Consider the following 12,561-nt stretch of genomic DNA (forward strand, 5'->3'; position numbering starts at 1 on the left):
GTATCCTATACGAAAGTTACTTAGGAGATGAAAATACCATATCTGATCGGAAAATGCCATGCTAGAGCTTTCGATAATCGCTTTTCATTATATTTTTTACTAAGCCCGACCATTTCGAATTGGCTGGACAATACTTTCGCGCCACCTTCTCGATCGTAGTGAGCCCTTTATCGACGTAGTTTTTAGAAAGGAGCTGTCCGAATTTCCGAACGCTGTCCCCTTTCGTTTCAAAGCTGAACGCTTTGTTGTATTTATCGCCGTCTATCGCATTTAAGCCAAATAAATTATTTTTGCTCTTGGCTAGCTTGCTTTTGCCATTGCCGCTCTCGAGCTTCATGACGGCAATCGTAAAATAAGCGTTAATGCCGTATTCATCCTCGATTTCAAGGATAGCTTGTTCCAAATCATGCCCCGATAGCGCGGTGCCTTCAAATATTTTGGCGATATGCTCCTCCGTCAGCCCCGAATCAGATTCAACGATCGACGTTGGTTTATTTAGATCTTCCACGACTTCCTCATCTATACGTTCGGATTGCAGCGCTCTTTCCACGCTGCGATCATTGAATGCATGGGCCGGTAAGGCATCGCTTGCGGCAGGCATAGACAATATCGCTACCTTTCCTTTTTGCTTTACTTGTTTGGCGTAGCCGCCATGAATAAATCCTCCGTCTTCAAGCTCAAGCCAGCCGTTATCGGTTTCTGCCTTCACTCGCAAAGCCGTTCCTTGCTCGACGACCTTGACGATGCTTGATTTCGCGGTTGGTTTTGTCCGTACGTTCAAATAGTAAGCGGTAACCTCATATGTATTCGGCTGCTCTTCGGCAACTGCGGGCTCATCAGCGAGCTCTGCTTGCGTTATGGGAGGGATGCTTGGAGGCTGTTCGACCAAAGCGATCGGTGCTCCTGTGCTTGTTGAAAGCGGTGAGGGAAGGGTTGGATCGATTCTGCCAGTACTAGGTGCCGGACTTGTCGCCGGACTTGTCGCCGGACTTGTCGCCGGACTTGTCACTGGACTTGAGAGATCGGTTTGGTTACCGCTTGGGGCAGCTATCATAATTTGACTAAAGCCTGCTTCAGCTATTTCCGGCGAAGGCACTGCCACGCGGACATCATCATCTTTATCTAAAGGTTTTACATACATGCCTAATGTAATGACTAACGATAAAATAAGCAGGTAAACGAACAATTGCTGATTCAACTTTTTTCGCATAAAATTACCACTCCCTTAGGTTAATGAGATATACCTGTTGCCATATAAGCAGGTTTATACGGGCAAAATTCGCAGGTACAAAGAAAAAGTGGACGGTCTGTGAAGATTATATGTCGCTGTGTCCTCCAAAAGACGAGTTTTTGACCCACTTTCCGTGGATTTGTTAATTATGAGAAAAAATTTAACAAAATCCGCTCCGCTTTTTCCGCTTTTTGGGAGCGTAAATACGGACGCAAAAAAGCTCTTATTCCCTGGAGAATAAGAGCTTTTTCATGCTATTACCTATCTATTTTTTGTACCCTGACGCGTGTGCTGCAATGATCGAATCCATCTGCTCATTCCATTCCTTGTCCTCGGTACAGCGCTCCGGATGAGCTTCAAACCATGCTACCGTGCGTTTCATTCCTTCTGCAAACGAGACGGTCGCTTCGAATTCGGGAACTAAGCTTTTGATCTTACTGTTATCGAATACACTCGTTACCGATTTGTCTCCTAGCAGACCGCCCTCCAGCTCGGGATCATGCGAGATAAGAAACTCCGACGAGATATGAACAAGCTTTGGCACTGCACCTGCGGCGTCGCCGATCGCTTCATAAATTTGGTTCCAAGTGAGCACCTCATCAGAGGTTATGTGGTATGCTTGTCCGATCGCTTCTTCCCGGCCGAGCAATCCGACGAAACCTTTGGCAAAATCGGTATTATGCGTCATTGTCCAAAGCGACGAGCCGTCTCCGTGAACGATTACAGGAAGCCCCGCTCTTATTCGTGCTACCAGCGACCAGGGATGCGGCCAGCTGTTTAGCGCGGCAGGAATCATCGTGTCTCCGTAAGTAAATGACGGTCTAACGATCGTTACTGGAAAACCTGTTGCTGCCTGTTCTTCGGTCAGCAGCTGCTCGCATGCGATTTTGTCGCGAGAGTACTGCCAGTATTTATTTTCAAGCGGAGTCGCTTCCTCCGTAATGATATAGTGCTGCGGAGGTTTCTGGTAAGCCGAAGCGGAGCTGATGAATATGTATTGCTTGGTACGCCCGCGGAACAGCTCGATGTCTACGCTTACATGTTCAGGCGTGAACGCAATCCAGTCAACGACTACGTCGAACCGATGTCCCTCGAGTGCAGCTGCCGCCGCCTTCGAATCTCTTATATCACCGATTATGGTCTTTGCGCCTTCTGGCACAAAATCGTCCCGCTTCCCCCTATTAAAGAGATAAAGCTCTATCCCGCGTGCAATCGCTAGCTTTGATACCGCCTCGCTTATTAAGCCTGTCCCTCCAATAAACAATACCTTCATGACATTCGCTCCTCTGCTTCATGGAATCATTCGAACGCAGCAACTACATCCATCATCTTTGAATTGTCAATTAATAGTACCATATGAGCTAATCTTTTAATATTTGAAAATGATATAATATAGCCACCAAATAGTAAAGGGGTGGCTTCAACTGAAACGATTAGCTTTAACGACCTTCTACTCCGTCGTCTTATCCTCCCTGCTGCTAAGCGCCTGCGGCAGCGCAGCGAATTCAGATAAACAGCCGAATGAAACAGCGGAAGTACATAATGCGGAGCATGGCCAGCACCAAACCGAATCCGGCGATCTGCAAGAGAAGACCGCATCGCTAAGCGTTCTTCCGTCTTTTTTGGATGGAGCGAGCGCAACTGTCCAGACGGCATATAAAACAGCGGCAACCGTTACCGATATTTTGCCTTACATCCCTTGTTACTGCGGCTGCGGCGAAAGTGCCGGCCATAAAAGCAATCTGAACTGCTTTATCGCAGAACAGAACGATGACGGCTCCGTCGTCTGGGATGATCACGGCACCCGCTGCGGCGTATGCATTGAAATCGCCGTCACAACGGCTGCAATGAAAGCAAACGGTGTCGAAGCGGAACGAATCCGCCAAATTATCGACGAAACGTATAAAGAAGGTTACGCAAAACCAACGTTAACGGAGCTTCCTCCTGCTTCCTAATCCCTATCAAGAAACGTTTGCGACAGTCTAGAGCAAGAAGCCTTAGTTCTAGACTGTCACCCTCCTATTTACAAACTTCTCTAATTCGCATTGCTTATCCGCTTAAAATGATCCTCCGTTTTTTGGATGACAAATGCGGATTGCTCCCGTTCAGTCCTCCGATCACTCGCAGTAAAATCTGCTAGAAACCGGTCAAGCACGACATCTAGCACGACTTCATCCCCTTTTACAAACACAAGTTGATGAACCGATTCATCAAGCAATGGAAAATCGCCCATTATGAATTCATTTGCTAGGTAAGCCAGATATGAGGTTTCCGTGGTCCATTTTGTCCCCGTTGCTTTCTGCATCTCTTCCCTTGAGAAATAAGGTGGGAACATATACATTTGATCCCAGTCAAAAGTCGTTACTTCCGTCATTTCAAAAGAATCCTTTTCCCGGACCACAGCTTCTAAATGATGAATAAATTGATCCGTATTTTCATTGTTCACTTTGATGGATCGATAGTTTGCATAGCTTATAAGGACAGGCATATATACAAGAACGATAAAAAGCCCAATTAAAGATAAAAGAATCGTTTTTTTATGCTTCTTCATTTACGGCCTCCGTTTAAATTGGCATGATATCCCTATTTTAACACGATAAGAGAGTCGGAATGACGTTTGCAAAAAAACAAACAAAATCATAACTTTACGGCATCGCCATACGAGGGTCAAACTCACTAAGATAAAGCTAAAGGGCTTTTATTCAGCCAATGTCTGCCTTAATGGAGGGGATCTATGCTTTTGCACAAAAAAGTCGTTTTTATTACAGATTCGGATCAAATCAGCGGCAAAGCAATCATTAACCGGTTGACGCAAGGCGGCGCTCATTTTATATTGAACAGCCGTTCGGGAGGCACTGCAATTACCTCGGAGCTAGAGCAGGTTCAGGAGGCTGGCTCGCAAGCGATAGTCGTTAATATTGACCTTTGCAAATCCGCGGACGTCGCGGACATGCTTCAATTCGCGGAGCAGCAGCTAGGCGCCGTTGATGTACTCATCCACAACAATAAGGAAGTTTACCAAAGCTCGATTGAATTTGGCGATGAAGAGGTTTTTACAAAAAGCTTGGCCATCAATGCCAAATCAGCTTTTATTTGTACGCAGCAGGTAGGCAAGCAGATGATGGAGAAGCAAGCCGGGAAGATCATCTACGTCTCCTCTATTCACGCCGAGAAGCCAACGGGCTCCGCATTCACCTTCAGCGTATCCAAAGGCGCGGTCAAAATGCTGGCAAAGGAAGCTTCTCTCGTCTTAGGCCGGAACGGCGTCAGCGTAAATACAATCGAGCTGGGGCCGCTGGACGGCGATCATGAGGTTTTTGAAAGCACGCTCTCCACGCTGTATAACGATTATGAATATAAAATACCGAATGCCGTACTTGGCAGCGCGGATGATCTAGCTGAGCTAGTGATGTTCCTCTCCTCGGACGAGGCGCGCTATATCAACGGATCAGATATTAGACTCGATGGCGGCTTTCTGCTGCATTACATGAACTTCAAGATGAAGCGACCTTAACAGCCGGCAAGGAGGCGCAGGATGAGTATGGTTGGAAAAATAGCATTAGTAACCGGTGCTGGAACGGGAATTGGCAAAGGGGTTGCTATCGAGCTGGCTCGCCGCGGCGTTCGGGTTGCGATTCATTACAATCAAAGCGATGCCGGCGCGCTTCACACGAAGCGGCAAATTGATGATTTTGGCGGCAGTGCGATGATCGTCCAAGCCAATGTGGCGCATAAGGACGAAATTGAGCGTATGGTTGAAACCGTTGTTAAACACTTCGGCGGAATGGATATTTTAGTCAACAATGCGGCTTTGCAGCTGAATTATGATTTTTTTGAGCATGACGAAGCCTCGTTTGACCGGATGATGAACATTAATCTGAAGGGATACTGGCAATGCATGCAAGCTGTCATTCCGTATATGAAAATGAAACAATCCGGCCGAATCATCATCATGTCCTCGGTTCATAGCAAACGCCCTACCGACTTTGACGTCGTTTATTCCATGACTAAGGGCGGCATTCGCATGCTCGGCAGGGAAAGCGCGATTGAGCTTGCCAAGTATGGCATTACCGTCAATACCATCGAGCCTGGAGCAGTTGACGTCGGCAAGCAAAGCGCGCGTGAATCGAAGCCGATTATGACGGCGGAGGATATCGAGAAGCAAGAAAGAACAAGCCGGTCCATCCGTGATAAGTTTCCGCTTGGCCGTGTGGGCCGTCCTCTGGACGTCGCGCAGCTTGTTTGTTTTATTGCATCGGAAGAAAGCGAGTATATGACGGGCTCTTCAATTAGGCTTGACGGCGGCAGCATGCTGCTTTGATCACCTTTTAACCATAACGTTCAAGGAGTGAATATTCGTGTCCAACAACCCATCCTATGAGGAAACGTTAGCCCATGTCAGCACCCATTCAAACCCTGCCGCGCTTCGCATTACCGACATCCGTTTTACCGATATTGTAGGCGGCCCGTTTCATAGCAGCTTAATTAAAGTGTTCACCAATCAAGGGCTCGTTGGATTTGGCGAGGTGCGTGACGGTGCAGATAAAGTGTACGCTCAAATGCTGAAGGGCCGATTGCTTGGCGAGAATCCATGCAACATCGATAAGCTTTTTCGGCGGATTAAGCAGTTCGGCGGTCATGCAAGGCAAGGCGGCGGCGTTAGCGGACTTGAAATCGCATTATGGGATTTAGCTGGCAAGGCTTACGGCGTACCGATCTATCAAATGCTTGGCGGAAGGTTCCGCGAAAAAATCCGTATGTACTGCGACACCGAGGTAGTCGGCAAAGATACGGGTACGGCGATGGGCTTGGCGCTTAAGAAACGTATAGAGGAAGGTTTCTCCTTCCTTAAGATGGATCTTGGCATTGGCCAGATTATTAACGAGCCTGGCACGTTGAGCGCTCCGCTCGGCTTCTTGGAGGAAATGCGCAGCATCTCCAAAAACCGCTATAGCAACAATCATGATACGCTGACGGAAGATGAAATTCGTGATATCCGAAACCAGCACTATGACATCCACAACATCCCCCACCCTTTTACCGCGATTCATGTGACCGAGAAAGGTCTGGATATGCTTGAGCAATACGTTGCGGATGTACGCGCTGTTATCGGCTACGAGGTGCCGCTTGCGGTCGATCATTTTGGACATATCGGCCTAGAGGATTGCATTAAGCTTGGACGGCGCGTCGATAAATTTAATCTGGCTTGGATGGAGGATATGCTGCCTTGGCAGTACACGGAGCAATATGCGAAGCTCTCCCGTGCGGTCGCCACTCCGATCTGTACGGGCGAGGATATTTATTTGAAGGAAAATTTCCGTCCCCTGCTCCAAGCTGGCGGCGTATCGGTTATCCATCCCGACGTGCTGACGACAGGCGGAATATTAGAAACGAAAAAAATCGGCGATATGGCGCAGGAGTACGGCGTTGCAATGGCCATTCATATGGCGGAGAGCCCGATCGCTTGCCTTGCAGCCGCGCATGTCGCCGCAGCTACCGAAAACTTCATGGCGCTTGAATACCATTCCTGCGAAGTGCCATGGTGGGATGACATTATCATAAGCAGCAAGCTTCCGAAGAAGCTTGTGCAGAATGGCTTCATCCATATGACGGATGCGCCTGGCCTCGGCATTGACGACCTGAACGATGAAGTATTGGCGCAGCATCTTCATCCCAAAATACCTGGCCTATGGGAGGCTACAGACAACTGGAATCACTACCACTCAAATGACCGGCTGTGGAGCTGAGACGAAATAAAAGAAGCGGGATGCATTGTTGCATCCCGCTTCTATTTGACGTTCAACCGCCCCGCACGCCGTCCCTCCGCTTAACTATTATTGGTTTCCTTCGCTTCATCCCATGCAACAAAAAGCACCTCCAACACCGCTATATTAGCAGTAGTCGAAGGTGCCACACTTCTAATTCTACTTGTCTTCTAAACGCTGACGCTTGCCACGGTGCCCTTTGCCGCCCTAGCAGCCTCAGCGGCTTCCATCAAGCCACGGATGTACCCGATTCCATATAAGCGCCCTAGCAGCTCATAACCTGGGTTAGCGTTGTCCTCGCCTTCCATCGTCGGCACATGGTCCGGCCTTGCCGGCCCGCTAAAGCCTACTTCATAATAAGCGTGCATCGCCTCAAGCATATTCGTTTGCCCGTCATCGTGGAACGTTTCCTCAAACTTCTCCGGCGTTCCTTTGACATCGCGGAAATGGACGAAAAACATTTTATCCTGCTTCGCAAACTGGCGGATCACGCTCGGAATGTGCTCGCCGGCTGTAGCCAAGGTGCCTTGGCATAACGTAATGCCGTTATATTCGCTCGGAACGAGATTGATGGCACGCTGCAATGCAGCCGCGCTCGTTAAAATCCGCGATATGCCTCTTATCGGCGTAATCGGAGGATCATCGGGATGAAGCGCCAGCTTCACCTTCGCCTGCTCCGCAACCGGCACGATACGCTCCATGAAGTACTGGAGATTTTCCCAAAGCTGCTCCTCGCTCACGGTCCCGGCTTCCGTTAACGGCGCATCCTTCATTAAGCTATGGTCATAGCTTGAGACGAGCGCCCCGCCGCGCGTCCGCGTCGTTGTTGAAGTCCGAAACCAGTTGAACTGCGCCATGAAATTATAGCAAAGGACGGGAATGCCTGCCGCGCCCATATTCGTAATAAATTGCTGGAACACTTCGATTTCGGCGTCTCTCCCGGAAGTCCCTAGCTTAATCTCATTGCTTGGCGGCATTGATTCGATAACGGTAAGCGCAAGGCCAAAGTCAGCAAATCTTTGCTTCATACGGATAAGAGGCATTAAATCCCATGGCTTCTCCAGCTTTTCCTCCCACGGCAGTCCTCCTACCGCATGATCGACGCCAAGCTGCTTCGCCAAATGCCATAGCCGAGACGGCTGGGACGGAAATACTTCTGCTAACTGCATGTTTAAAACCTCACTTTCAATATTGGTTAATTAGCCGGCAATTTTCGCTGCAAGCTCCTTGCCCATCTTGTCTATTTTGTTGAACGCATCTTCGATCGATTGCTGGCCAAAAGTAACGGCTTCCATTTCCTTCTTATACGTATCCACCCACTCGGAGAACCCTGCAGCCGGCGGGAAGAACGGCAATGCCTTATCTAATGAAAGATCATAAATTTCTTTGCCCAGCTTATCCTTCGCCTCAAGAGCAGGCTCAAGCTCTTTATACACATCAGGGTTAATCGGAATGCCGCGCGTTAAGCCAAGCGCCCCGCCTGCTTCTTTATCGGAGATAAACCATTTCACGAATTTTTTGGCTTCTTCTTTATTTTTCGAGTTGGCGCTAACGCTCAAAAAGATCGTAGACTGTGCCCATCCGCCGCCAGAAGGTCCAACCGGCATGTTGACGACACCTACTTTTCCAGGCATAAGCTGCTCAAGCGCGCTGACGGAGCCCGTCGTTGCTCCTCTTGTCATCACGACCCCCGATGCCATCGGATCGGCTTGCGGATCGTTTTCGAGGAACGCGGCTGCTTTCTCGGCAGGCGGCACGATCTTCGCTTTGCGGAACTCCTCATACGTTTGATAAAAGGTCATAAACAAATCCTTGTCGAGCGTGAACGTTTTGCCGCCATCGGACATGATCGGCGCCTTGCCCATCGAGGTCTGATAATAGTTGAAGCTATCCCATGTCGTCGTATCGCCAATTGGATATTTGCCTTCAGGCAGCTTCGCCCGCGCATCTCTTGCCCATTGGAAAAACTCATCATAGGTCCAATCCTTATGAGGAAGCGGGATACCATATTGCTCAAGCTCCGTTTTATTGAACGCAATGCCTTGCGCATTTTGGCTGAGCGGAATGCCATACAGCTTGCCGTCGATTTGCAAATTCGAGATAACCGAAGGATCAACGATGCCGCTTAAATCAATATCGGAGAGGTCCTCCAGCTGCCCGCGGGACACATACTCTTGAATGTATGCAGCATCCATCTGCAGCACATCGGTTATAGACTTCGACGCGGCGAGCGTTGGCAGCTTCTGCCAGAAAGCATCCCATGCCATAAATTCCGGCTTAAAGGTCACGTTTGCATTTTGCTGCGAGTAGATGTCCAGCGCTTTCTTCGTTGCCTCATGGCGGGCATCCGGCCCCCACCACATGATGCTCAGCGTCGTTTTGCCGTCTGCTTCTTTACCGCCTTTGTCGCCTTGCTTCTCCGTGCTCTTCTCCCCGCCATTCGTTTGCTTGCTTCCATTGGTTCCGCCTCCGCTGCATGCTGCCAGCACTAGCAGCAAAGCCAGCATCAACAATCCGAAGCTTTTTGACCAGCCTTTGTTCATCCTCGAACATCCCCTTTACCTTTGTAAAATGTAATGCGGTTACCCTTTGAGACCAGTAGTCGCTATTCCTTCGACAAAGTGCTTCTGCGCAAGGAAAAAGATAATGACCGAAGGAAAGATCGACAGCAAGGACATCGCAAGCAATTGCCCCCACTGAATGTCGAATTGATCGATGAACATCCGCAGCGCCAAGCCTACCGTAAACTTGTCGACGGAGCTTAAATAAAGCACCTGCGCGAAGAAATCATCCCAGCTCCAAATAAAAGTAAAGATCGCTACTGTAACGAGCGCTGGCTTGAGCAAAGGCAGGATGACCCGCCAAAAAATGCCGTAAACGCTTGCTCCGTCTATCGTGGCAGCCTCATCTAGATCCTTCGGAATGCCGCGAATAAATTGGACGAGCAAGAAAATAAAGAATGCCCCTCCCCCAAAAAAATGCGGAAGCACAAGCGGTACGTAGCTGTCTACAAACCCAAGCTTATTGAACAGTATGTACTGCGGAACAACCGTTACTTGGCCCGGCAGCATCATCGTAAGGAGCAGAATCGAAAACCAAAAGCCGCGCAGCTTGAAGCTTAGCCTTCCGAAGCCGTAAGCGACAATCGCAGCGGTAGCAACGCCGCCGATGACATTTCCCAGCTCCATTAGCAGCGTGTTGCCGAAGAAATGAGCAAACGTATATTCGGATGAGAAATGCCAGCCATCCCAATAGTTGCTCCACATCGGCGTTGAAGGCCAAATCGTCGGCAAGCTGAGCTCCTCCGTCTTCTTAAGCGAAGCGCCTGCCCACCAGATGACGGGGTACAGCATAATAAAGGAGAATAGGGTTAAATACAAATGGCTCGACAGCTTGATGCGCAGCGAATTCATTTCGTTTTCCCCCCATCCGACTCGTAGAATACCCAGTATTTCGATGCTACGAAATTAATGATCGTGAGCAGCGCGACAATCGTGAGCAAAATCCACGCAAGCGCAGACGCATAGCCCATCTGGTAGTGCTTGAACGCTTTTTCGTAAAGAAACATCGCATACATGTACGTTGAATTAATAGGTCCGCCTTTCGTGATGATGAATGCGGAAGTAAACGTTTGAAACGATCCGATGATCCCAAGCACAAGATTAAAGAACATAACCGGCGAGAGCATCGGCAGCGTAATGCTGATAAACTTCCTTACCTTGCCTGCTCCGTCTACGGAAGCAGATTCATAAAGCTCCTGCGGCACCTGCTTCAGCCCTGCTAGAAAAATAACCATCGTAGAGCCGAATTGCCATGTATTGAGCAAAATCAGCGTGCCAAGCGATGTATCCGGATTGGAGATCCAGCCTACGCCTTCGATTCCAAACCAAGCCAGCACCTGGTTGATATAACCGTCGATTCCGAACATATTGCGCCAAAGGGCGGCAACGGCAATGCTTCCGCCGATTAAGGATGGAAAGTAGATAGCCGTCCGATAGATATTCATCCCCCGCATGTTTTTGTTGAGCGCCAAAGCGACCATAAGCGAGAAAAACAGCTTGAGCGGAACTGAGAAAAGGACGAACATAAACGTTACGCTGAGCGACTTCGTGAAGGTGGCATCGCTCGTAAATATTTTGGCGTAATTGTCCGTACCGGTCCAAACGGGGTCCTCCAGCAAGGAATAATCGGTAAACGATAAATAAAACGATTGTGCGATTGGCCATAGCGTCAGCAGCAAGAAGCCGATTAGCCATGGGGAAATAAAAATATAACCGGCTAGTTGGGTTGCCCCTTTTTGCTTTCGCTTTGTCTTTGCTGGCTTGTTCTTTAATGCGATTGATGCTGCTCTCTCCGCCTTCACTCCAATCATCTCCTCCCCCTTCGTGGATAATGTTCCCTTACTTTAAACGAAAGCGGTTACATGAATGAAGGGGAAGAAATTATGAATTCGTTTGATTTTATATAGTGTGAAAAATTCATAGATTGATGAAAAATGCCTTAAGAAAGTCGCATCGACAAATAGGGGAAACTCCCTAACAATAGACTTAGCAAGCAAGGCACACCAGCCTTCAACACACTACTTTCGAAAGAGGTGCTCAGATGAAATTTGATAACCCGGAAGATATGATTCAGCTTACGCCGCTTTGGCAGGGCGAACGCTTCCCTAATGGACGCCCTAAAGTATCCGAGGATGTTCTTCGCCGCATGCGAAAAATTACGTTGGAGGAAGCCTGGGGCCCTCTCTGGAACAGAGGTTATGCTTTTCAGTTCGAAGGCGATTTCAAAATCATTCATCCAAATAAAACAATGGTCGGACGCGCCGTAACAGCCGTGATGGTGCCGAAGCGACCTGATCTACATGAAACTCTACTCAAATACGGCCACGAGCAAGAGGATCGCAAGGGCTTTTTTAATCAATGGGTCATCGACTCCTTGGTTGAAGACGATGTTGCGGTCGTCGATATGTTTGATAAGGTTCACCTTGGCACCTATGTAGGAGGAAATTTGTCTACTGCCATCTCAACCCGTACGAAGCGCGGCGGTGCTGTCATTTGGGGCGGCATTCGCGATAATCAGCAAGTCGTTGAAATTGAAAATATTAACGTCTTTTATCGCGGCAGCGACCCTACGGCGATTGCAGATGTTACGATGGTTGGAATGAACGTGCCGACCCGGATCGGCAAAGCGATCTGTATGCCGGGCGATGTCGTGCTCGGAACGCCGGCCGGCGTTATTTTCATCCCGCCTCATCTAGCCGAGCTAACGGTCGTTCAAGCGGAAAAATCCCAGGTACGCGATGTGTTTGGTTTCGTAAGGCTTCGCGACAGCGTTTATTCCACAGCCCAGATCGATGCTGGATGGAATGTAGCTCTTTGGACGGATTTCCTGAACTGGTTCGAAACGGATGACGCAGCAGCGGAATATCGACATCTTACGTGGGAAACAGAGCTTGCCGAAGCGCAAAAGAACGAGCGAAACGGCCCTCAAAGCGATGTCAGGCTATAATAAAAAGGACTCCGTTGGCAGGCATGCTGCCGATAGAGTCCTTTCTTTTCATGAAAT

12 protein-coding genes are annotated in these 12,561 nt (G+C 48.9%); 5 read left to right on the top strand and 7 right to left on the bottom strand.

The features are described from left to right. Positions 1–61: 61 nt before the first annotated feature. Together ADU23_RS24415 and ADU23_RS24420 are read right to left on the bottom strand one after the other, a co-directional pair. Entirely contained in the window at positions 62–1,210 is a 1,149-nt protein-coding gene (locus tag ADU23_RS24415; protein WP_053376128.1) for a glucosaminidase domain-containing protein, read from the bottom strand. Positions 1,211–1,496: 286 nt separating this feature from the next. Continuing rightward, positions 1,497–2,504, bottom strand: a complete 1,008-nt coding sequence (locus ADU23_RS24420; RefSeq protein ID WP_053376129.1) for an SDR family oxidoreductase — start codon at positions 2,502–2,504, stop codon at positions 1,497–1,499. A 151-nt stretch (positions 2,505–2,655) separates the two neighbouring features. Here ADU23_RS24420 and ADU23_RS24425 point away from each other — a divergent pair, with 151 nt between their 5' ends. Beyond that, a complete protein-coding gene (locus ADU23_RS24425) occupies positions 2,656–3,186 on the top strand; it encodes a PCYCGC motif-containing (lipo)protein (protein ID WP_053376130.1) in 531 nt (176 codons plus the stop codon). A gap of 80 nt (positions 3,187–3,266) precedes the next feature. Here the strand turns inward: ADU23_RS24425 and ADU23_RS24430 are convergent, their stop codons facing one another. Further along, entirely contained in the window at positions 3,267–3,782 is a 516-nt protein-coding gene (locus ADU23_RS24430) for a hypothetical protein (RefSeq protein WP_053376131.1), read from the bottom strand. A gap of 183 nt (positions 3,783–3,965) precedes the next feature. Between ADU23_RS24430 and ADU23_RS24435 the strand changes: the two genes are divergently transcribed. The 3 genes from ADU23_RS24435 to ADU23_RS24445 are packed head-to-tail and all read left to right on the top strand — an operon-like array spanning position 3,966 to position 6,978. Continuing rightward, positions 3,966–4,745, top strand: a complete 780-nt coding sequence (locus ADU23_RS24435; RefSeq protein WP_053376132.1) for an SDR family NAD(P)-dependent oxidoreductase — start codon at positions 3,966–3,968, stop codon at positions 4,743–4,745. Between the two features lie 21 nt (positions 4,746–4,766). Further along, positions 4,767–5,552: an SDR family NAD(P)-dependent oxidoreductase gene (locus tag ADU23_RS24440; RefSeq protein ID WP_053376133.1), complete on the top strand. Its 786-nt coding sequence runs from the start codon at positions 4,767–4,769 to the stop codon at positions 5,550–5,552. 37 nt (positions 5,553–5,589) lie between these two features. Further along, entirely contained in the window at positions 5,590–6,978 is a 1,389-nt protein-coding gene (locus tag ADU23_RS24445) for a mandelate racemase/muconate lactonizing enzyme family protein (protein ID WP_053376134.1), read from the top strand. A gap of 188 nt (positions 6,979–7,166) precedes the next feature. Here the strand turns inward: ADU23_RS24445 and ADU23_RS24450 are convergent, their stop codons facing one another. Genes ADU23_RS24450 through ADU23_RS24465 form a run of 4 tightly spaced genes read right to left on the bottom strand, consistent with a single transcriptional unit; the run spans position 7,167 to position 11,368 of the window. Then, a complete protein-coding gene (locus tag ADU23_RS24450) occupies positions 7,167–8,165 on the bottom strand; it encodes a mannonate dehydratase (RefSeq protein ID WP_053376135.1) in 999 nt (332 codons plus the stop codon). Between the two features lie 30 nt (positions 8,166–8,195). After that, positions 8,196–9,539 carry an ABC transporter substrate-binding protein gene (locus ADU23_RS24455; RefSeq protein WP_053376136.1) on the bottom strand — a complete coding sequence of 448 codons (1,344 nt, stop codon included), beginning with the start codon at positions 9,537–9,539 and terminating at the stop codon, positions 8,196–8,198. Positions 9,540–9,578: 39 nt separating this feature from the next. Next, positions 9,579–10,409 carry a carbohydrate ABC transporter permease gene (locus tag ADU23_RS24460; RefSeq protein ID WP_053376137.1) on the bottom strand — a complete coding sequence of 277 codons (831 nt, stop codon included), beginning with the start codon at positions 10,407–10,409 and terminating at the stop codon, positions 9,579–9,581. After that, positions 10,406–11,368, bottom strand: coding sequence for a carbohydrate ABC transporter permease (locus ADU23_RS24465; RefSeq protein WP_082197982.1), 963 nt, complete (start codon positions 11,366–11,368; stop codon positions 10,406–10,408). Before ADU23_RS24465 ends, ADU23_RS24460 begins: the two co-directional genes overlap by 4 nt. Positions 11,369–11,598: 230 nt before the next feature. Here ADU23_RS24465 and ADU23_RS24470 point away from each other — a divergent pair, with 230 nt between their 5' ends. After that, on the top strand, positions 11,599–12,504 hold the full coding sequence (locus ADU23_RS24470) for an RraA family protein (protein WP_053376138.1): 906 nt from the start codon (positions 11,599–11,601) through the stop codon (positions 12,502–12,504). Positions 12,505–12,561: the final 57 nt, after the last annotated feature.

The sequence above is a fragment of the Paenibacillus sp. FJAT-27812 genome (assembly GCF_001273905.1).
GTDB lineage: Bacteria > Bacillota > Bacilli > Paenibacillales > Paenibacillaceae > Pristimantibacillus.

Coding starts and splice junctions, on each gene's coding strand:
- ADU23_RS24415 (WP_053376128.1), bottom strand. CDS start 1,210: ATGCGAAAAAAGTTGAATCAGCAATTGTTCGTTTACCTGCTTATTTTA.
- ADU23_RS24420 (WP_053376129.1), bottom strand. CDS start 2,504: ATGAAGGTATTGTTTATTGGAGGGACAGGCTTAATAAGCGAGGCGGTA.
- ADU23_RS24430 (WP_053376131.1), bottom strand. CDS start 3,782: ATGAAGAAGCATAAAAAAACGATTCTTTTATCTTTAATTGGGCTTTTT.
- ADU23_RS24435 (WP_053376132.1), top strand. CDS start 3,966: ATGCTTTTGCACAAAAAAGTCGTTTTTATTACAGATTCGGATCAAATC.
- ADU23_RS24440 (WP_053376133.1), top strand. CDS start 4,767: ATGAGTATGGTTGGAAAAATAGCATTAGTAACCGGTGCTGGAACGGGA.
- ADU23_RS24450 (WP_053376135.1), bottom strand. CDS start 8,165: ATGCAGTTAGCAGAAGTATTTCCGTCCCAGCCGTCTCGGCTATGGCAT.
- ADU23_RS24455 (WP_053376136.1), bottom strand. CDS start 9,539: ATGAACAAAGGCTGGTCAAAAAGCTTCGGATTGTTGATGCTGGCTTTG.
- ADU23_RS24460 (WP_053376137.1), bottom strand. CDS start 10,409: ATGAATTCGCTGCGCATCAAGCTGTCGAGCCATTTGTATTTAACCCTA.
- ADU23_RS24465 (WP_082197982.1), bottom strand. CDS start 11,368: ATGATTGGAGTGAAGGCGGAGAGAGCAGCATCAATCGCATTAAAGAAC.
- ADU23_RS24470 (WP_053376138.1), top strand. CDS start 11,599: ATGAAATTTGATAACCCGGAAGATATGATTCAGCTTACGCCGCTTTGG.